Below are 18,695 nucleotides of genomic sequence, written 5' to 3'. Positions count from 1 at the left end.
CGTGCCAACCCTGAAATTGCCGGCCGAGGGCGGGTGCCGCTGCGGACGTGTGCGGCTCAAGATTTCCGCAAAACCGCTTTTGACCATGGCTTGCCATTGCATCGGCTGCCAGCGCATGTCGGCCAGCGCCTATTCGCTGAGCGCCGCCATTCCCTCGGACGGCTTCGAAATCATGCAAGGCGAGCCGATGATCGGCGGGCTGCACGGCGCCTCGCGTCATTACTTCTGCCCTTATTGCATGAACTGGATGTTCACGCGCCCCGAAGGGCTCGACTGGTTCGTCAATCTGCGCCCCACCATGCTTGACGAGCCCGGCTGGTTCACGCCGTTCATCGAGACATGGACCAGCGAGAAACTGCCCTGGGCGACGACGCCTGCGGTGCACAGTTACGAGGCGCTGCCGGCCTTCGAGGCGTATGAGGGGCTGGTGGCGGAGTTTGCTGAAACTGCGAATCTCCCCCCTTGAGGGGGAGATGGCCGGCAGGCCAGAGGGGGTCGGTGCGACTGGGCTCGACGTCCTTGCTGCAGATGGAAGGTTGGCGCTTCACGCGCGGCGACCCCCTCTGTCGCCTTCGGCGACATCTCCCCCTCGAGGGGGGAGATAAGCCCCGCTGAAAATTTCATCGAATCGATTGCGCAAACGTTTCGATCGCCCTAAGCTCCCTTGAAATCCGCCATCAGAGCGGATGGGAAACGCATACTAGGGAGGAGCGCTTGCAGGCGCTGATATGTCTTGCCGACAATGGCTGAAGTGGCGCGGCGCGCCGGCGTGTCGGTGTCGACCGTCTCGCATGTCGTCAACAACACGCGCTTCGTTTCGCTGGAAAAGGCGAGGCTGATCAACGACGCCATTGCCGCCATGGGCTACCAGCCCAACGAGCTGGCGCGCTCGCTGAAGGCCTCGACCACCAACAGCGTCGGCCTGGCGATCTCGGCGATCTCCAACCCTTATTTCACCGACATCATCTGCGCGGTCGAGGCCGAATGCGCACGGCTTGGGCTGATGGTGTTTCTGTCGGATACCCAGGAGGATCCCGACCGCGAATTGCAGGTGGTGCGCGCTTTCCATCAGCGCCGCGTCGACGGCGTCATCCTGGCCCCGTCGGGCTCGCCGCAGCGCGCCATCGATTACCTCGCCGACAAGAAGATGCCATGCGTTCTGATCGACCGTTTCGCCGACCAGCGCTTCGATCAGATCGGCGTCGAGAACGAAACGTCGATGCGCGCGCTGATCGACCATGTCGCCTCCTTCGGCCACAAGCGCATCGGCTATATCGCCGGACAGCCGGGCCTGACGACGACGCGCGAGCGCATCGAGGCGTTCCAGGCTTCGCTCGCCGCCAATGGACTTGAAAGCGTGCCGCGCTATCTCTCGGCCGAGAATGTCGACACGGCGGCGGCGACCGCATCCACCCACGCCATCCTGTCGCTGCCGTCGCCACCAACCGCATTGGTCACCGGCAACAACATGACGACGATCGGAGCCGTCCGCGCCATCCGCGAAAAAGGCCTCACCATTCCGGGCGATCTGTCGCTGGCCGGCTTCGACGATTTCGAATGGGCCGATTGTTTCGAGCCGCGCCTGACGCTGGTCGCGCAGCCCTGCACCGAGATAGGCAGGCAGGCCGCGGCCCTGCTCAGCGCCCGCATCGCGGCGACCGCTTCCGCGCCGCGTTCGGTGCGGCTGCAGGCGACTCTGCGGGTGCGCGCCTCCTGCGGGAGGCCGACCCACACGAGGCTAACATGACCGCCCCGCTTCTGGTGATGACGGGCGCCGTCAAACGCTTCGGCGGCGTGCAGGCGCTGCGCGGCGTCGACTTCGACCTGAAGGCCGGCGAAATCCACGCGCTGCTCGGCGAAAACGGCGCCGGCAAGTCGACGCTGATGAACCTTTTGTCGGGCGTCTACACGCCGGACGAAGGCACCATCGAGATCGACGGCAAACCCGTGCGTTTCAACAACCCGCGTGAGGCGCAAGCGGCCGGCATCGCCACCATCTTCCAGGAGCTCGACCTGGTGCCGTCGCTGGATGTCGCGGCCAACCTGTTCCTCGGCCGCGAATTGATGCGTCCGGGCGGCTTCCTCGACGTGCCGGCAATGCGCCGCGAGGCCAAGAAGCGGCTGGAAGCCATCGAGATCGCCATCGATCCGTCCGCCATGGTGGCGGACCTGTCGATCGGCCAGCGCCAGGTGGTGGCGATCGTCAAGGCGCTGTCCTACGCCTCGCGCGTGCTGATCATGGACGAGCCGACGGCCGCACTTACCGTCGGCGAAGTCGAGCGGCTGTTCGACATCATGAGAAAACTCGCAGCCACCGGCGTCGGCATCGTCTATATCTCGCATCGGCTGGAGGAAGTGCCAGGGATTGCCGACCGGGTGACGGTGATGCGCGACGGCCGCGTCGCCGGCATCACCGAGCCGCACGCGCCGCAGGCGGAGCTGGTCAGGCTGCTGGTCGGACGTCCCCTGGACGAGCTCTATCCGCAGCGCGCCAAAGCGGCGGGCAAGCCGCTGCTCAGCCTGAGGAACGCCAGCTTCAGGCTCGCCCGCGACAGCGCCGGCTGGCAGGCGCCGCAAGGTGTTTCGCTCGATGTCCATGAAGGCGAGATCGTCGGCCTGGCCGGCATTATGGGGGCAGGGCGCACCGAACTGCTCTCCGCGCTCTACGGCACCGGCCTGTCCGGCCGCTGGGAGGGCGAGGTCGCCATATCGGGCAAGCCGGTGAAACTGGATTCGATCAGTGCTGCCCGCCACGCCGGCATCGCCTTCGTCACCGACGATCGCCGGGGCTCGGGCCTGATGCTGCGCATGGCGGTCGGCCTCAATCTGGTGATGTCGGTCATATCCAGAATCTCGCCGAACTGGCTGGTCTCGCCGCGCCGCCAGGCCGAGGCGGTGAAGGAATCCTTCGGTCAGTTCGACATCCGGCCGAAGAACCCTGATATCGCCGTCGGCGCACTGTCCGGCGGCAACCAGCAGAAGGTGGTGCTGGCAAAAGAAATCCTCGGCAACCCCCGCCTGTTGCTGCTCGACGAGCCGACGCGCGGCGTCGATGTCGGCGCCAAGGGCGAGATCTACCAGCGGCTCAGGGCACTCGCCGCGCAAGGGCTCGGCATTCTGGTGGCGTCCAGCGAGATGCCGGAACTGATCGGTCTGTGCGACCGCATCGTGGTGCTGCGCCAGGGGCGCAATGTGGCGGAATTTTTGTGCGGCGTCGACGAGCACACGGTGCTGGCCGCGGCTAACGGCAGGGAGGCCTGATGTCTCAGGACAACAATCCAGTGGCAGCGAGCCCAGTGCTGGCGGCGCCTCAAAAGCATCGCGACCCGCTGGCGCTCATCGTGCGCTTTCAGAGCCTGATCGGCCTGGTGCTGGTGGCGATCGGCGGCATCATCTTTTCGCCGCGCCGCCATGGCGAGATCCTGTTCCTCAACCCCGACAACATCGCCAACATCGTGCGCGCCGTGTCGGAGACCGGCATCATCGCCATCGGCATGACCTTCGTCATCATCACCGCCGGCATCGACCTGTCGGTCGGCGCGGTGCTTGGCCTGTCAAGCGTCGTCACCGCATCGATGATGATCTCCGGCGGCTTCGGCCTGATCCCCACCATCCTCGCCGTGCTCGCTTTGGGCATCGTCTTCGGCGCCATCCAGGGCACCATCTCGACCCGTTTCCGGCTGGAGCCGTTCATCGTCACGCTGGCCGGCCTGCAGGCCGCGCGCGGCCTGGCGCTGGTCGTCTCCGGCAATCAGTACATCAACATTTCCTATGGCGAAGGGCCAGGCCTGGCGCCGCCGGTGTTCGCCGTGCTGGGCGAGCGGCTGTTCAACAACACCGTGCCGGTGGCGACGCTGGTCTTCGTCGTCTTTGCCGCGATCGCCACCATCGTCCTCAACACCACGCGCTTTGGCCGCTATGTCTTTGCCGTCGGCGGCAATGAGCGCGCCGCGCGCATATCCGGCGTGCCGGTGTCGATGGTGAAGATCTCGGTCTACGCCATCACCGGCTTTGCCGCCGCCCTTGCCGGCATCGTCCATGCCGGCCAGTTCAATTTCGGCAGCGCCAATGACGGCATGGGCTATGAGCTGACGGCCATCGCCGCCGTGGTCATCGGCGGCACCAGCCTGTTCGGCGGCGCCGGCTCGATGGTCGGCACCGTTGCCGGAACCATCATGCTGGGCGCGCTCGCCAACATCCTGCAGCTCAACAACATCACGCCCGCTATGCAGCTGCTCGCGACCGCCGCGATCATCGTTTTGGCGGCAGTGCTTCAATCCCTCGTTCGCCGCCGCGAGGGGTTGGGTCGTTAGTGCATGTCGCGCAAAAGTGACATCGGTTTTGCGATGACGACATGCACAAACAAACAAGGAGGAGACGGCAACACCTGAACGTCAAACCAAGGTCTGGCCCCCCGGCCGGACGAGGAGGAGAGTGAGTTATGAAAACGACACTAAGAGGATCGACCCTCAAGGCCGTGCTGCTGGCCGGCGCTGGCCTGTGCATTGCAGGCTCCGCTTACGCCGCCGAGCCGCTGGTGAAAGCCTGCGCCAAGGACGGCCAGTTCGTCATCGGTTTTTCGCAGGCCAACAATGCCGAGCCCTACCGCCAGCACGTCAATGACGAGCTGGAGGCGGCGGCCAAGGAAGTGCCTGGCTTCACGGTGCAGATCGCCGACGGCGCCGGCAACGTCAACACGCAGACCTCGCAGGTCGACAATTTCATCACCCAGAAGGTCGATATCCTGCTGATCTCGCCCTTTGAGGCGGCGCCGCTGACTCCGGCGGTGAAGCGCGCCATGGATGCCGGCATCCCGGTCATCGAGCTTGACCGCAAGACGGTCGGCGACCCCGGCAAGGACTACACCGCCTTCATCGGCGGCGACAATTTCAAGATCGCCGAGGAAGCCGGAAAGTACACCGCCAAGACGCTGCTGCCCGATGGCGGCGAGGCGGCGGTGCTGCAAGGCCTGCCGAGCTCGACGCCGGCCGTCGAGCGCCTCAACGGCTTCAAGGAAGGCGTGAAGGGCAACCCGAAGGTCCAGATCGTCGCCGAGCAGGCCGCCGACTGGGTGCCGGACAAGGCGCAAGTCGCCTTCGCCGCCATGCTGCAGGCGCACCCCGACATCAAGGTGCTCTACGCCTCCAACGACATGATGGCCGCCGGCGCGCTGCTCGCCGCCAAGGGAGCGGGCAAGGACGTCAAGATCATCGGCACCGACGGCCTGCCTGGCCCGGCCGGCGGCATCGAGGCGGTGGCCAAGGGCGACTGGGTCGCAACCTTCACCTACCCGACGGGCGCCAAGGAAGCGATCGAAATGTCGAAAAAGATCCTGCTCGATTGCGCCACCGAGGTGGACAAGACGGTGACGGTGGAAACCACCGCGATCACGGCGGAGAATGCCAAGCAGCTGATGGGGAAGTGAGGGGCGACGCTCAGCACTGAGGTTGAAAGCAAGGCCCCGGGAGGGGCCTTGTTGCGTTGCGGCGAGCTACGGGTGAATGGCCGCTGCCGGCCTTCAGATCAATGCCATCGCTACCCGTAAGCGGACGTTGGTCTGCTTTAAACCGTAAGTTGCGGCTGCGCCGGGGATCGTGATGTTGCCGAATCCGCGCTCGTCGAGATTGCCGGCAGAACGTGATGCGTCGTTAATCACTCAATGTCTGCTGTGATGAACCAATCGTTGATCTCCCGCAATTCCGCACGCGCCTCTTCGAATCTACCCTGTGACCGCAATAGCTTTGCCAGACTATTGGTCGCCTGCAACTCCCAACTCCTAGCGCGCTGCTGCCGCGCAAAGGCAATAGCCTCGCGGAAAGAAGCCTCTGCCGCTCTGTCTCCGACTCCATTTGCAAGTTCGATCTCGCCGCGAATGCGAAGCAAGGCAGCTGTAAAGTAATGCTCGCCAATCTTTTCGGCCTCGCGCAGACCTTTCTCGACGGTCTCTGCCGCTATATCGAATTGTCCAGAGTTAATGAAAGCTTTGGCCAGTAAGCCTAAATAACACGATTTGTCGACTTCCTGCTCTTCAAGGTCACTCTCGGTCAATGCCATCATATGGCTTCCCACCAGACTGTCATCGAGGCTTGATGCAGCCAAGCCACCAAAAAAGCGCGCCACCCGTGTCCAGAGATTGAAACCGTTTTCCTGCGCTAATGGCAGAAGTTCATCCGCCAGCCGAGCGATATCCCTGCTCTCTTCGCGGAAGGCGAACAACACACACCCGTTTCCCAAGCAGGCGGCCAAGCGATAGGCGGATTGCTGCCGAACGGTCGCCTCCGCCTCGAGGTAGAGTTTCAGCGCTTGACGGCGATACCCCAGAATATGCAAGGTCCACGAAAGGTAGATCATGGCCATACTCGGAAAGTCGCTGCCGACCTCGTCTGCACTGCCCTTGTGGCTGAGAGCGCGCTCAAGATATTGCCGAGCCTCCGCCAACTCACCCTGACAGAACAGACTCATGCCCTTAAACTGCAGACCTATAACGAGCGCGTTTAGGTAGCCGCCCTCCTCGCCGACTCGAATTAATTCATCACTGGCCGCGAGGGCCTTACCAAACTGGCCCGAGTTGAAATGGGTACCGAAAAGCCCGTCGAGTGCCCTAATCGTCGCCTCCAGTTCGCCAAGCTTCCCGCTCAGCGCTATGGCCCGCTGATACGCGGCACTGCCTTCGCCCGTCACGTAGCCGAGCGCAGCGTACAGAACGTCGCCCAGTTCCAGTTCGAAGCGAAGCAAACTGCGGCTACGATCGTCGGAGTCAGGCAAGAGTTTCGCGGCTTCAAGCCCTTTCCTGAAGATACGCACTGCGTCAACTTTCGCCCAAGTCTTGGCGGCCTTCAGCCCTGCCTGCAGCCAGTAGTCAGCGGCGCGATCGAACAGACCGGCGTCGGCGAAATGCTCAGCGAGCACTTCGGGATAGGCAAAGCCCGCGTTGGGGTCGCGCAGCTCGATGCATTCGGCAATCGATTTGTGAATCTGTTGCGCACGTTCGTGCAGCATCGTGCCTCTAGCGGCCTGCTGGAGCAGCACGTGGGTGAACGAAAAGCCTGCTCCGGCCGTCCCTCGCTCGGCTACGATCAGCCCTGTGCGCATCAGCTCACCAACCGCAGCGCGCAACTCCGCTTCAGGCCAATCACAAATTTCGCGCAGCATGTCGAAATCGAATTCGCGGCCGATCGCCGCCGCGACCTGCGCGACTTCCTTGGCGGTCCCTAGCCTGTCGAGACGGGCAAGCAACGAGAACTGCAGAGAGTTTGGAATGTTGTTCGTGAGTGACAGACGCTTGGGCTGCGATACTTCTAGGCGCAACCCTGTTTCGACCACGCTTCGAGTAAGCTCTTCGATATAGAGCGGGACGCCTTCACCGCGATCGAGCACCGCTGCTACGTCAGCAGCGAGCGCATTCGGACTAATGTCATGGACAATCGCTTCAGCGTCCGCTCGGCTGAGCGCTTCAAGCCTGATATGGTGCCCGTCAGGACCGTCGACCCATGGAACGCTTGCGTTGTTCCTGCTCGACACAAGCAAGAGGGCGGGTGTCGAAGCCAGGCTGGCGACGATTTTTTCGAGAAGGTCGCGCGAGGTCGCATCGGCCCATTGCTCATCCTCGAACAAGATCAGGATCGGGGTAGTTCGCGCCAAATAACTGACCAGATCGATGAATGCTTGCTCGGCAATGTTGCGCTGTCGTTCGGCACTTATCCCTTCAAGCCTGTCCGGCATTGTCGTCGGCATCCCGAGCAGGCCTGAGAAGATCGCCAGCGCGATGTCGCTGGACACCGAGCCTATCGACAATCCGTTGCGGAGCTTTCGAAGCTTTTCTTCCGTTGAGTCACCGTCCTCGATCGTTGCAATCCTCTGCAACTCTGCGAGGAATGGATAAAGGGTGCTGTTCTCAAAGGTCGGAGAACATTGCATGGTTAGTTGCGGAAAGCTGCGCAGGCGCTGCTGGATTTCGTTGAGCAACCGGGACTTGCCGATTCCCGACTCCCCCGAGACCAACACGGCATTGCCACGCCTGTCGCGCACGACAGTCTCCCAGTGCTCCATCAGCAGTCGCAATTCGGCGTTGCGGCCGCACAGCTTGGTCATACGCGCCCGCTTTGCAAAGCGGGTCGGCACCATGCGCGCCCTTTGCACCTGCCAAACCTGGACTGGCGCGGCGAATCCCTTCAGCTCATGTTTGCCGAACCCGGTGAAATCAACCGCGCCGCTTGCGGCCTCGAAGGTCGCCGCGTCGACAAGGATCGTATTCGGCTTGGCCAGTACCTGCAGCCGTGCCGCTAGATGCGCGACGTGACCGAAGGCGACGGTGGATACACCGCTCGGTGCGCCGACGAAATCACCCACCACGACTTGGCCGCTCGCGATACCCATCCTCACTTGCAACGGATATCCCTGATTTGCGGAGATGGTGGCCACCGCATCAACGATCTCGAGTGCCGCCAGCACCGCGAACTCGCTGTCGTCCTCACCAGCTGTTGGATAGCCGAAATAGGCCTGAATAGCATCGCCGATGTAACTAGCCGTCACGCCCTTGCGGCGCCGGACGACGCTGCTGCAGGTCTGTAGAAAGCTCTCAATCAGGTGTTGGAAATCCTCGGGATCCAGGCGGTCGGCATATTCGGTTGACCCCACCATGTCGCAGAACAGGATGGTGAGATAACGCCGTTCCGCAACAGGTTTCGCCGGATTGCCGGGCAAAATGGGGCTAGCCAATGGAACCGGCGTGGTCACGCTCCGGGACCCTCCTTAGTGCGGCGACCATGTAGCACCCAGTCATGTTATCGCAAATCCCGGTGCTCACCAGTCGCTTTCGATCGCGTCAGGTGGTTCATTGAAGCTCGCCACACTGAACATCGGCGTAGATCAAATGGTCTGCCTCGCTAAATGCCGCTTGGCTCTGGTCGAAGCAGAACCGTTTGGGCACCAAACGAACTAAGGTGCGTCGGTTGCATTCACCGGGCAGATCGATCTGGAAGGTGCGCGGCGACATCGACGGCGCTGGATCGCTCCATTTCTTGTGACCAGCAAACGAAACGTTCTCGATCCACAAGCTGGAGCCGGCTGAACCGACTGGACCGGAGATAGCCTCGACGCTGATGCCCTTTGCCTGCTCGATGCTTGGATATTCGCCACTTTGCGGCGGATCCCCGTTTGCCGGAATCGTGCCCGCGCTGACTGCCACATTGATCCTGATATCGTCGCGCTCGGGAACACCACCGTAGCTGTTGCGAAAGGTCCAGCTTAAGCGAAGGACACGCGTCCTGACGTCCTCTCCGGACGGTGGAGGCAAAACCCGAATCTCGGCATCGGCAAGCGAAGAGCCTTCATCCTGCGCTTCTGGCGCCGGGCAGCGCGTGTAGAGTGGGCGGTAGCCACACTCAGGACCGCCGGCTCCCCACAGACAGTCGCTCAGCTTGCGCCAGTCTTCCAAGCTCAATCGAGGCGTTCCTGAGGACAGGTCATTGCCGGACCCCGGCACCATCCAGGGATGGATGCCGCTGCTGCCGATCGCCCAGTCCGTGCGATGTGCTTCTATGCCGGCGTAGACGGTCTGTTCCTCGTGCAGCTCGAGCAATTGGACCCAGGTTGGCGATGTGACCGCCGGTTCGTACCCGACTGCGTCCGCGGCAAAACGGCGGCCGGTGATTTGTGTGGTAAGCGTGTGGCAGCTTGTGCAGTTTCCGGTCGGATCTTCGACCGTCCTGGCTTGGCTAAGTTCATTGGGATAGGTGCCGGTGTAACCGGAGCCGACCACGCGGAACGGCGCGCCCGGCAACCGCGGTCGGCGCGGTAGAAAATCTCCCAGGCTGAAGGCGGTCGATTTGGAATCGCGGGCTGAACGGAAACCGACCCTGCTCTGTTCAATGTGCGGATCTATCACATAGGGGCTTTTGTTGTCATGGCATGCATGGCACGAGATCTGGAACGTCGGGTCATAGATTTTCTCCGCCGCAACCCTTCCGATGTCATCGGAATAGTTGCGCCCGCCTGGCGGAACGAAGGGCTTTGACCAATCGAACTCGGTCCGGTCCTTGCGGCCGTCGAAGAAGATGATTTCTCCGGATTTCCGATTGAACCCGATGGTGCCGAAGACGGAAAATCTCGGATCCGACCGTGTCCAGTAGGGATCGGTGCTGACCTCGTGGCTGATATTGGACTTTCTGCAGAGGAACAGCCATTCCACGTTGCCGCGCACGACCCTTACTGCACGTGAGTTCAGCCCACAGTAGGTTGAGCTGCCAGTTAGCGAAGGCTTGTCGCATCTGGGCAATGTCGCCGTCCATTTCACCACCTCTCCGTTCTCATTGCTGTGCTCGAACTCCAGCGGAGAGCCCGGTTTTGTCGGATTGGGCTTGAGGTCGACGACATTGCCATCAACTTCCAGTGGGATGACCTTCATCTGTGGGCTGCCGCAATCGCCCTCTGGAATAGGACCGAACACCGCCCGCGCTTCATCGCCAGACCTCGTTATGACGTCGGTGCTCTTTGAGGCTGGCGCCCAAAAGATGTCAGGGTTCCATCGCGTAACGGCTTCGGCGAACGCCTTCCCATCGAGTTCAGCGGGAGCGAAAGCGACGCTGCGAGGGCGCAGCGGCTCGAAAGCGGAACTGCGTGGCAATGGTGACGCCGCGCAGTTGCCCGCCTTGCTGCAAATCGTGTCGGCCTGATTGGAGCCTTGCCTCTCGCCGGCTCGCGGCGTCGACACGAAAGCTTCATGTCCGATCGTCCCGGACAACAGGAGAAACGCAACGCCGAGGACAGCAGCGATCAGCGCAACAGCACGCATCTCAGCCCACTGGAGCGTGCCAGTGAACCCATGGCCGATCTCTGGGCGTCATCGCTTCTTCGCTGCGACAGAGCCAGCGTCATAGTCAGCGTGGACAGTAAGCGATTGAAATCGCCACATGCCGTCATCGCCCTTTACAACAGACGCGCGGGCATCCGCCGAATAGTCAAGACTCGGTGCCGAAGCGTGGGAGTCCTGCATTGTCACAAGGACTATCGATTTGGTGTTCACCGTCTTGTCGTCAACCACGTCGAACAAGGTGTTGGTCACGAGATGCCGGGTCTGGAGTTTATCGGTTTCCAGTTTCTTAACTATTATTTTCATTTGAACGAGAAGATCATGTGCCGACTCTGGGCCAAGGTCGAGTGTCAGCTCGAGGACACTGCTGCCTGCATCGCAAATCTCATAGTAAGACGATTTAGGTTCCGCAAAGAGGGTGGCGAACGCGGCTGCATTTTTTTCGTCGATCGTCCAGGCGTAGCGGGACAAAAGATCTTGGATTGCCTGACGGTCTTCGGCCGGAGGATTATTATTGACGTTCCAGCCGTGAGTAGCCTCTGTTCCACATGAATCAGCCAAAGCAGTGCCGCTGAAAGCAAAACAGAACCCATACGCCAGGGCAAAATACCTCAAAATCGCGCAGACTGTTATTAAGCCTTTCCAACGCTCGCTCATAATGGCCCCCTCGGATGGAGCTTGATGGGAAAGTAGCGGTTCATCTTATACCACGCCAAAAAAGGCGCCAGTGAAAATCGATGTCATTAGAGGCCGGGGATGTCGTATTCCTGAATTTGTGAATTTGTGGTAAGTTGTACTCCCCTGTCTGCAGCAATTTTATTCCTGATTGCCAGATCAGCTGTGGGTGATCCTGGTATGCGTTAGCAAAATAAAAGCTCACGTAGGCGAAACAATAGATTCTAATCGTGGTTACACAGGAGCAAAAAATGCCAAACATTGTTCGAAATATGGTGTTTCTAATTTCAGCCTTTTTTAGTATAGTTCCTTTGGCGTTTGCGCAGCAGAATCAGGAAATTGAGATAGTTCTGCAATCGCGCCTGACTTCTTTTGGAAACGATACCCCACTAATTATTGACTTTACTCTCACGAACCGGTCACGCAGCCCGATCAGGCTGCTCAGGTGGACCACGCCGATCGACGGCGTCTCGGGCGAAATTTTTTCAGTAGCGAGAGGGTCGCAGCCAATTCAGTATATTGGCCCTTTGGTGAAGCGAGCAGAACCGACCGAGGCTGACTTTATCAATATCGAACCCGGACAATCGATTTCGGTGCCCGTCGATCTGTCATTGTACTACGCCATCTATGAAGCAGGGATCTATGCGGTTACCTATGATACAGAGAGAGTGGGTCTGCTGGTTGGCCCTCAAGGTGCCCTGAGACGCGCCCAGGTTCTGAGCAACGCCGTCACGTTCAGGCTTCTATCCGGTCGAATTCCTCCGGAACGGGTACCGCTCTCGGCACCCAAACTCGACCAGTGTGACAGCTCTCAACAGGACGATATTGGCGCTGCGCTGGCGGAAGCAAACAACATAGCCTCGGCTGCCCTGCAGGTTTTGCAGGGCACGCCTTCTGCCCAGCAACCGAATTCCCAACGATATCTGACATGGTTTGGGGCGCATACCGTAGGACTGTACGCGAAGGCCACTGGAAATTTCTCGAAGATTGCGGATGCTCTTGCAAACAAAGCAATATCGTTTGGATGTCACGGCAGCGTCTGCGGACCGGGAGTTTATGCGTATGTGTTCCGTGGTCAACCTTATAATATCTTTGTTTGTCAAAAGTTCTGGTCAGCCGCTCTGAAAGGAACGGACTCAAGATCTGGAACGATTGTACACGAAATTAGTCACTTTGAGGTCGTCGTCTTCACAGACGACTATTCCTCTGGTGGTCAAAATACCGCCAAGCTACTCGCGGTTGAAAACCCCCCGCAAGCCACAGAAAATGCCGATAGTCATGAATACTTTGCGGAGAACAACCCGGATCTTCCGATGTGAGGGACACCCAGGCAACTGATCCAGCGTGGATACGGGTGCCGTATTGCCATCAGAAACGAGAAAAGATCACCGAGGGCCGGACACATTGCGATCGCAAGGTGAATGTCCGCTATCGCTCCCGCACACCGAAAGCGGTCCGGTCGCTCTCGGCCAAAATGCGACATTCAACTTTCGTCTCGTCCTGTCAGGATTTGGCAAGCCGCCCGCCGGCTGGCTCCGAAATGTAGGATCGAAGTCCTGGCGCGCATGCTAATGCGGACAACACGAACTGGACCGGTTTGGCAGTGATCCACTGCGCGCGCCAAACCCCGGCCGATTCACGGCGCAGCCGTAAACCCGCACTGCTTCTGTTCCATCTCGATCTGCTTCGTGATGCGGATGGCGTTCTGGGCGTAGGCTTCCGTTACCGAGCCGCTGTTGACGGTCTTGTCCTTCAGCGGGCTGACGGCTGCGCAGAGGTGGAAGACATGCTCGGTGTCGGACTTGGCGGCGCCGTTTTCCGGCGCGATCCAGTAGACGATATCCTGGCCATTGGGGTGTGCCGCGTCCTTCGTCGCCGCGGCCACCGTGGTGGAGTCGGTGGCGATCGCCTGCGCCTGGGCGGCGACCTCGGGCGAGCAGGCCGTGGTCGGCTGCCCCGCCTTGATCTGTTCCGCGCAGGTGTTCATGTCCTGCGTGTACTGCTCGACCGATGGCGGCTGGTAGCTGACCCCGATCAGCGTCGCCAGCACGGCCAGCACGGCGCCGATACCGCCGGCCACCTTCTTGCTCTTCGGGTCCATGTTCTTGTCGTTGAGGATCAAGAGAACCAGCGGCAGGAAGGCAATCAGGGTGATGATCGCGCCGAGCTGGTTCTGGACAAAGAACCTGAACGTGTCGGATTCGCGGGCCGGGTCCTTCCGGTTGGCCGCCTTCCAGAGCAGGCTGCCGGCGATGGCGAATATCGCGATCCCGACCAGGATGCCGATCAGCAGCGGCAGGTTGCCCTGGTCGAACTTGTGCTTGTAGAGCAAGACGATCCCGGCGATCTCGCCGCCAATGGCGATGACCCACGACAGCACGGCGAACAGGCGCAGCCGCGTGGCGCCCGACTTCTGGCCCTGCGTTGCCTGCCAGTCCTTGGTAACGTCTACGGTCGGCTTGTTGTCGGTCATGACCAGATCCCCCGGTATCGACACTTTTGCGTGGCGGCGTCAAAGGCGCCCGGCGCAGCGTCATTGAACGAACGTCGCCTGCCTCGGCGCGAAAGCGCCACGGCAGACCCCATCCTTATTGCGCATGATGGGATTCGTCCATAGCCGAGGCGGGCGGACGCCGGAGGGCAGGGCAATCGCATAAGGCGGCGCATCCTACGCGATTGCCCGGGAAGAGGGAGTCACCCCTTGAGCCGCTCCAGCGCAGCCACGATCAGATCGCAAAACTTCGCATGGTCGAGCTTCACCGCCAGGCTGTGACGGAAGTCGGTCTGCTCGCTCGCCGTGCCGCCGAAATGGTGCATGCCGCCCATTTTCTCGAAATTGCAGATGCCCTTGGTCCAGCGTCCCGCAAGCTCGACGCGGATATCGGCCTTTTGGACGCGGGCAGTCTGGCGCGGCCTCCTTAGCGACTCTCCCGTTCCCTGAATTGATTTGTATACAAATGTTTCTGGGCGGCATCGGTTTGTGAAGCGCTTCACCGTTGCCGCGCAATCGATCGGTTACAGAGGTGGCGCAAGAGCGGGCCTAAGGCAGCGCTCTGCTGCTGCATGGAGGTAACCGATGTTTGAAAGTCTCAGCAGAATTCGCGCTGCCCTGGCGCGCGCCAGCAAGCACAGGAAGACCGTGCGCGCACTGAATGCGCTGCCGACGGAGATCCAGAAGGACATTGGCTGGACGGAGTCGAGGTCGATCGATGAGATAAGGCTGCCGTTCTAGGGCCGCATCCAGCGTCGCTAATATATCGCTCGCCATCGATTGTTCGGAAGCGTACAGTGCAGCATCGTCGGCCACATCAATGGGCGCTGACGCTTGGGAGCGACCATCGCACTCCTGCCCCGACAGGAGGCATTGGAGCCATGGCGGAGCAACCGAGACAGTCCGGTCTGAGCGCCGAGACGCTCGCGGCCTTGGCGCGGGAAACCGGGGCCTCCGAGCAGCAGATACAAGAGATCGCATCGCTGATCGGCAACGATCGCTCGTCCATCGTGCGCGAAGCGCGCATGGTTGCGGCTGACCGCCCGAAGCGCTGATCCAGGAAAAAGCTGCTGGATTGATCCATGGGGCGTCGCCCCTGATTTGTCGGTTTTGTACGAAGTACAATGGCTGAATCCGAGTCAGCTATCGTCCAATGACCGTTTGCATTTGGGCAGGGCGCCGACGGCTGGGAGATTACATGTGCTGTTGCCCTTGGGGAGAGAGCGATGGACCAGTCGGTCAGCAAGGAGAAAAGCGGCCTCTTGCGCCGCATGAACCCGGCCGACTTCGCACTGCTTGCGCCGCATTTGCACCATCGTGTGCTCGATCTCAAAGCCCCGCTCGAAATGGCGGGCGAGCCGGTCGCCTCGGTCTGCTTCCTGGAAAGCGGCCTGGCCTCGGTGGTGGCGAGGAACCGGCCGGGGCTCGACACCGAGGTCGGCATCATCGGCCACGAAGGCATGTCGGGCTCCGCCTTGGTGATGGGCGCCGACTGGGCGCCCCATGATTGCTACATGCAGATGCCGGGCGAGGCGGTGTGCATCGATTCCGAGCCGTTCAAGGCAGCGTTGCAGAAAAGCCCGACGCTTCGCGCCTTCCTGCTGCGCTATGCCCACTACCTGCACGGCCAGACCAAATCCACGGCGCTGAGCAATGCCCGCGCCAAGCTCGAGGATCGGCTGGCCCGATGGCTCCTGATGTGTGACGACAGGGTGGTCGGCCACCAGATCCAGATCACGCATGAGTTCCTGTCCGTCATGCTCGGCGTCAGGCGTCCGGGCGTCACCATCGGCCTGCAGATCCTGGAAGGGCGCGGCCTGATCCGGTCGAGGCGCGGCGAGATCGTCATTCGCGACCGCGATGGCCTGATCGCCGTCGCCGACGGTTTCTACGGCCAGGCCGAGGCCGAATACGAACGCCTGCTGGGCTGAGCCTGGCACCGCTGGAAATGGCCGACGCGAATGCCGGTGAAAGCATGTTGCCAGAGCCGCGCCGGCCATTTGCGGCCATCTGAGGAGAGGCCGCCCGGCAAATCTAGCATCGGCGCAAAAGCGGGCAACGAACCGCAATCGCTTGGTAAAAACCGTACAATCGAATTGTGTTGAACCTTGGTTCGGCAAGAGTATGAATCTGCTGTCGTCGACCATGTATATGGGGCGCTGGCGCCTGAGGCTTCGACAGGCTCGCGCGCCCGATGTGAACGGGGAAAACCGAAATGGCAGAACTGCTTTTCGATGTATCCGCCTTCGATTGCGCCATCCTGCGCGCCGCCTTCATCAAATCGGTGATGGAAGACAATGTCCCGGAAAAGCGCTGGCGCGCGCTCGCCGCCTCCCTGGTTCGCGACCTGACCGACCACGAAGACGTCGAGCCGGATCTGCTCGGCTGGATCACGCGCAAGTAGCAATATTCTGACGGTCCGGCGGCTACCCCAGCCACCACCACAGCGCCGCGATCGCCGCAAGCACCGCCGCCACCGACAGCCCCAGCATGATGTAGCTGCCCTTGATGATGTCGCGGATGATCTTCTTCACGCTTTCGCGGTCGTTGAGGTTGGGGAAGGGCTCGTTGGGCAGCGCCACGCCGAGGAAGCCGCAGAGCGGCGCCCAGCCATCGCTGACCTTGAACACCAGAAGCTTCTCCGGCGGCACGGCCGCTATCACCTCCTCGGTGTAGGCGTTGTAGCGCGCCACCGCCTTGGCGCGGTCGTCCATCACGCCGGCAAGCGTGCGGCCCCAGATCAGCCTGTGCGACATGTCGCCGAATTTGCGGCCGAACGGCGTCAGCCATTCCAGCACCTTGAACTGCCACAATGTCTCGGTGAAGTGGATGGTGTCGATGGTGCTGTCGTACCAGGCCTCGGCGCCGCGTGGATGCAGGGTGAGCAGCACCTTGGCGTCGGGATAGGCGGCCATCAATTCGCGCCACACGCAGCATCCCGGATTGTCGACCGTCGCCTTGTAATTGGCAAAGACTCTGGTCCAGTCGTGCTGGCTGCCGGGCGGGCTGTTGGCCACCTTGCACCAGAAGTCGAGATGGCCTTTGTTGGCCTTGTTGAGGATGACTTCCTGCATGTGATAGCTGGGAAGGCCCAGCCTGTTCAGCGCGGTAAAGGTCGACCATGTGCCGGTGCGGCCGAATCCGGCCCCGATGAGCTCAAGCGTCATTTTAGCCCCCCTTGTTGAGACCGCTTTTCTTTTTATGCCGGTCCGCTCGGAATGAGGTTGCATCCGCGCGCCTCGGCGCGCAACAATTTTCCCTGTGCAGGGCAGAAATGTCTTTGCTTTTTCGTCTTGGCCACGCGGAATGACGGTCTGGCTATTCCCGCGGGTGGGGGAGCCTGATAATAGGTCAGCCAGATTGACCTAATTCGCATGGCCGGAACGGTCATGCTGGACCAGATGCCGTATCCCGGGAGGTGGGCTCGTGAGTTTGATGGACCTGTTGGCGTCGCGCGCCTCGCGCATGAAGGCGTCGGAAATCCGCGAGCTGCTCAAACTGCTCGACCAGCCCGACATCATCTCCTTTGCCGGCGGCATCCCCGATCCGGCCTTGTTTCCGGCGCAGGCGATCGCCGATGCTTACGCCTCGGTGCTGGGCGGCGCGGAGGCGAGCGCAGCACTTCAGTATCAGGTCTCCGAAGGCTATCTGCCGCTCAGAAAATGGCTGGCCGGCCAGATGGGCAAGCTTGGCATCGCCTGCGACGAGCACAACATCTTCATCACCTCCGGCTCGCAGCAGGCGCTGGATTATCTGGGCAAGCTGTTCCTGTCGCCCGGCGACACAGCGCTCGTGACGTGGCCGACCTATCTCGGCGCGCTCCAGGCCTTCAACGCCTATGAGCCGCGCTACGACCGGCTGACGCCGGATGGCGGCAACATGACGCCCGCCGCCTACCAGGCGGCGGCTGCCGCTGCAGGCGGCAAGGTGAAATTCGCCTATCTGGTGCCCGATTTCGCCAACCCGACCGGCGAGACGCTGAACCGCCAGCAACGCGAGGCGGTGCTTGACCTCGCCGGCGAGCTCGACATTGCCGTCATCGAGGACGCCGCGTATCGCGCGCTGCGCTATGACGGCGAGGGCCAGCCGCCGATCCTGGCGCTCGACTGCCAACGCTCAGGCGGCATCGACAATGCCCGCACGCTCTATTGCGGCTCGTTCTCAAAGATTCTGTCGCCGGGCATGCGCGTCGGCTGGGTCTGCGCGCCGCGCCGCGTCGTCGAGCGACTGGTGCTGATGAAGCAGGCGTCGGACCTGCACAGCCCGTCGATCAACCAGATGGTCATGCACCGCGTCTCCGAGGCCGTGTACGACAGCCAGGTGGAAAAGCTGATCGGCGCCTATCGCCAGCGCCGCGACGGCTTGCTTGCAGCACTTGAGGCCGAAATGCCGGATGGCGTCAGCTGGAGCCGACCGGAAGGCGGCATGTTCGTCTGGCTGACGTTGCCCGAAGGTGCGGACGCCACGGCACTGCTCGCCCGCTCGGTCAAGGAAGCCCGCGTGGCGTTCGTGCCGGGCAACGCATTCTACGCCGACGGTTCGGGCCGCAACACGATGCGGATGAGCTTTACGCTGGCTGATGAACGCGCCGTGGGTGAGGGCGTGCCGAGGCTGGCGAAATTGATGAAGGGCTAGGCCCCCTACCTCCCCCTTGTGGGCATAGGCGCTAAGATAGCTTTGGCATGGACTGGAATTTGCGCTTTCGTGGTGGTTCGCGCC

General features: G+C 61.4%; 18 protein-coding genes. 11 read left to right on the top strand and 7 right to left on the bottom strand.

Translation table 11 applies throughout. The features are described 5' to 3' along the window. The first annotated feature begins 1 nt into the window (after window position 1). From NKI88_RS11515 to NKI88_RS11495, 5 genes are all read left to right on the top strand, one after another. Entirely contained in the window at window positions 2-466 is a 465-nt protein-coding gene (locus NKI88_RS11515; RefSeq protein ID WP_352655189.1) for a GFA family protein, read from the top strand. 267 nt (window positions 467-733) lie between these two features. After that, on the top strand, window positions 734-1,747 hold the full coding sequence (locus NKI88_RS11510) for a LacI family DNA-binding transcriptional regulator (RefSeq protein ID WP_352655186.1): 1,014 nt from the start codon (window positions 734-736) through the stop codon (window positions 1,745-1,747). Beyond that, window positions 1,744-3,261 (top strand): sugar ABC transporter ATP-binding protein, encoded by a 1,518-nt coding sequence (locus NKI88_RS11505; RefSeq protein ID WP_352655184.1) that lies wholly within the window; start codon window positions 1,744-1,746, stop codon window positions 3,259-3,261. The genes NKI88_RS11510 and NKI88_RS11505 overlap by 4 nt, the downstream gene beginning before the upstream one ends. Then, complete coding sequence (locus tag NKI88_RS11500; protein WP_352655182.1) at window positions 3,261-4,313, top strand: ABC transporter permease; 1,053 nt, start codon at window positions 3,261-3,263, stop codon at window positions 4,311-4,313. Before NKI88_RS11505 ends, NKI88_RS11500 begins: the two co-directional genes overlap by 1 nt. Window positions 4,314-4,441: 128 nt before the next feature. Then, window positions 4,442-5,425: a substrate-binding domain-containing protein gene (locus NKI88_RS11495; RefSeq protein ID WP_352655180.1), complete on the top strand. Its 984-nt coding sequence runs from the start codon at window positions 4,442-4,444 to the stop codon at window positions 5,423-5,425. A gap of 93 nt (window positions 5,426-5,518) precedes the next feature. Here the strand turns inward: NKI88_RS11495 and NKI88_RS11490 are convergent, their stop codons facing one another. From NKI88_RS11490 to NKI88_RS11475, 4 genes are all read right to left on the bottom strand, one after another. Further along, entirely contained in the window at window positions 5,519-5,656 is a 138-nt protein-coding gene (locus tag NKI88_RS11490) for a hypothetical protein (RefSeq protein ID WP_155921578.1), read from the bottom strand. Next, on the bottom strand, window positions 5,653-8,736 hold the full coding sequence (locus NKI88_RS11485; protein WP_352655178.1) for an ATP-binding protein: 3,084 nt from the start codon (window positions 8,734-8,736) through the stop codon (window positions 5,653-5,655). The genes NKI88_RS11490 and NKI88_RS11485 overlap by 4 nt, the downstream gene beginning before the upstream one ends. Window positions 8,737-8,833: 97 nt before the next feature. Next, window positions 8,834-10,792: a hypothetical protein gene (locus NKI88_RS11480; protein ID WP_352655176.1), complete on the bottom strand. Its 1,959-nt coding sequence runs from the start codon at window positions 10,790-10,792 to the stop codon at window positions 8,834-8,836. Window positions 10,793-10,840: 48 nt separating this feature from the next. Beyond that, a complete protein-coding gene (locus NKI88_RS11475) occupies window positions 10,841-11,467 on the bottom strand; it encodes a nuclear transport factor 2 family protein (protein ID WP_352655174.1) in 627 nt (208 codons plus the stop codon). Window positions 11,468-11,736: 269 nt separating this feature from the next. Here NKI88_RS11475 and NKI88_RS11470 point away from each other — a divergent pair, with 269 nt between their 5' ends. Beyond that, window positions 11,737-12,804: a M35 family metallo-endopeptidase gene (locus NKI88_RS11470; RefSeq protein WP_352655172.1), complete on the top strand. Its 1,068-nt coding sequence runs from the start codon at window positions 11,737-11,739 to the stop codon at window positions 12,802-12,804. 317 nt (window positions 12,805-13,121) lie between these two features. On the opposite strand, the gene NKI88_RS11465 is transcribed toward NKI88_RS11470, so the two are convergent. Both NKI88_RS11465 and NKI88_RS11460 read right to left on the bottom strand, forming a co-directional pair. Beyond that, on the bottom strand, window positions 13,122-13,958 hold the full coding sequence (locus tag NKI88_RS11465; protein WP_352652093.1) for an SLC5/6 family protein: 837 nt from the start codon (window positions 13,956-13,958) through the stop codon (window positions 13,122-13,124). A 221-nt stretch (window positions 13,959-14,179) separates the two neighbouring features. After that, window positions 14,180-14,479 (bottom strand): hypothetical protein, encoded by a 300-nt coding sequence (locus tag NKI88_RS11460; RefSeq protein ID WP_352655170.1) that lies wholly within the window; start codon window positions 14,477-14,479, stop codon window positions 14,180-14,182. 82 nt (window positions 14,480-14,561) lie between these two features. Here NKI88_RS11460 and NKI88_RS11455 point away from each other — a divergent pair, with 82 nt between their 5' ends. The 4 genes from NKI88_RS11455 to NKI88_RS11440 all read left to right on the top strand — a co-directional run bounded on the left by NKI88_RS11455 (window position 14,562) and on the right by NKI88_RS11440 (window position 16,380). Then, window positions 14,562-14,717 carry a DUF1127 domain-containing protein gene (locus NKI88_RS11455; RefSeq protein ID WP_023671409.1) on the top strand — a complete coding sequence of 52 codons (156 nt, stop codon included), beginning with the start codon at window positions 14,562-14,564 and terminating at the stop codon, window positions 14,715-14,717. Window positions 14,718-14,857: 140 nt separating this feature from the next. Beyond that, window positions 14,858-15,031: a hypothetical protein gene (locus tag NKI88_RS11450; protein WP_023671410.1), complete on the top strand. Its 174-nt coding sequence runs from the start codon at window positions 14,858-14,860 to the stop codon at window positions 15,029-15,031. A gap of 171 nt (window positions 15,032-15,202) precedes the next feature. Beyond that, entirely contained in the window at window positions 15,203-15,907 is a 705-nt protein-coding gene (locus tag NKI88_RS11445) for a Crp/Fnr family transcriptional regulator (protein WP_023685922.1), read from the top strand. Window positions 15,908-16,191: 284 nt separating this feature from the next. Next, window positions 16,192-16,380, top strand: a complete 189-nt coding sequence (locus tag NKI88_RS11440; protein WP_023671412.1) for a hypothetical protein — start codon at window positions 16,192-16,194, stop codon at window positions 16,378-16,380. Between the two features lie 22 nt (window positions 16,381-16,402). Here the strand turns inward: NKI88_RS11440 and NKI88_RS11435 are convergent, their stop codons facing one another. Beyond that, on the bottom strand, window positions 16,403-17,143 hold the full coding sequence (locus tag NKI88_RS11435) for a sulfotransferase family protein (RefSeq protein WP_352655167.1): 741 nt from the start codon (window positions 17,141-17,143) through the stop codon (window positions 16,403-16,405). 268 nt (window positions 17,144-17,411) lie between these two features. On the opposite strand from NKI88_RS11435, the gene NKI88_RS11430 reads away from it, so the two are divergent. Next, entirely contained in the window at window positions 17,412-18,611 is a 1,200-nt protein-coding gene (locus NKI88_RS11430; protein ID WP_352655285.1) for an aminotransferase-like domain-containing protein, read from the top strand. Window positions 18,612-18,695 lie beyond the last annotated feature (84 nt).

This window comes from Mesorhizobium sp. M0317, from assembly GCF_040321555.1.
Classification (GTDB): Bacteria; Pseudomonadota; Alphaproteobacteria; order Rhizobiales; family Rhizobiaceae; genus Mesorhizobium.
This window is presented reverse-complemented; position numbering and strand designations above follow the sequence as displayed.

Excerpts from the sequence above, each read along its gene's own strand:
- NKI88_RS11505 (WP_352655184.1), top strand. The coding sequence starts at position 1,744 with ATGACCGCCCCGCTTCTGGTGATGACGGGCGCCGTCAAACGCTTCGGC.
- NKI88_RS11500 (WP_352655182.1), top strand. The coding sequence starts at position 3,261 with ATGTCTCAGGACAACAATCCAGTGGCAGCGAGCCCAGTGCTGGCGGCG.
- NKI88_RS11495 (WP_352655180.1), top strand. The coding sequence starts at position 4,442 with ATGAAAACGACACTAAGAGGATCGACCCTCAAGGCCGTGCTGCTGGCC.
- NKI88_RS11480 (WP_352655176.1), bottom strand. The coding sequence starts at position 10,792 with ATGCGTGCTGTTGCGCTGATCGCTGCTGTCCTCGGCGTTGCGTTTCTC.
- NKI88_RS11475 (WP_352655174.1), bottom strand. The coding sequence starts at position 11,467 with ATGAGCGAGCGTTGGAAAGGCTTAATAACAGTCTGCGCGATTTTGAGG.
- NKI88_RS11470 (WP_352655172.1), top strand. The coding sequence starts at position 11,737 with ATGCCAAACATTGTTCGAAATATGGTGTTTCTAATTTCAGCCTTTTTT.
- NKI88_RS11465 (WP_352652093.1), bottom strand. The coding sequence starts at position 13,958 with ATGACCGACAACAAGCCGACCGTAGACGTTACCAAGGACTGGCAGGCA.
- NKI88_RS11455 (WP_023671409.1), top strand. The coding sequence starts at position 14,562 with ATGTTTGAAAGTCTCAGCAGAATTCGCGCTGCCCTGGCGCGCGCCAGC.
- NKI88_RS11450 (WP_023671410.1), top strand. The coding sequence starts at position 14,858 with ATGGCGGAGCAACCGAGACAGTCCGGTCTGAGCGCCGAGACGCTCGCG.
- NKI88_RS11445 (WP_023685922.1), top strand. The coding sequence starts at position 15,203 with ATGGACCAGTCGGTCAGCAAGGAGAAAAGCGGCCTCTTGCGCCGCATG.
- NKI88_RS11440 (WP_023671412.1), top strand. The coding sequence starts at position 16,192 with ATGGCAGAACTGCTTTTCGATGTATCCGCCTTCGATTGCGCCATCCTG.
- NKI88_RS11435 (WP_352655167.1), bottom strand. The coding sequence starts at position 17,143 with ATGACGCTTGAGCTCATCGGGGCCGGATTCGGCCGCACCGGCACATGG.
- NKI88_RS11430 (WP_352655285.1), top strand. The coding sequence starts at position 17,412 with ATGGACCTGTTGGCGTCGCGCGCCTCGCGCATGAAGGCGTCGGAAATC.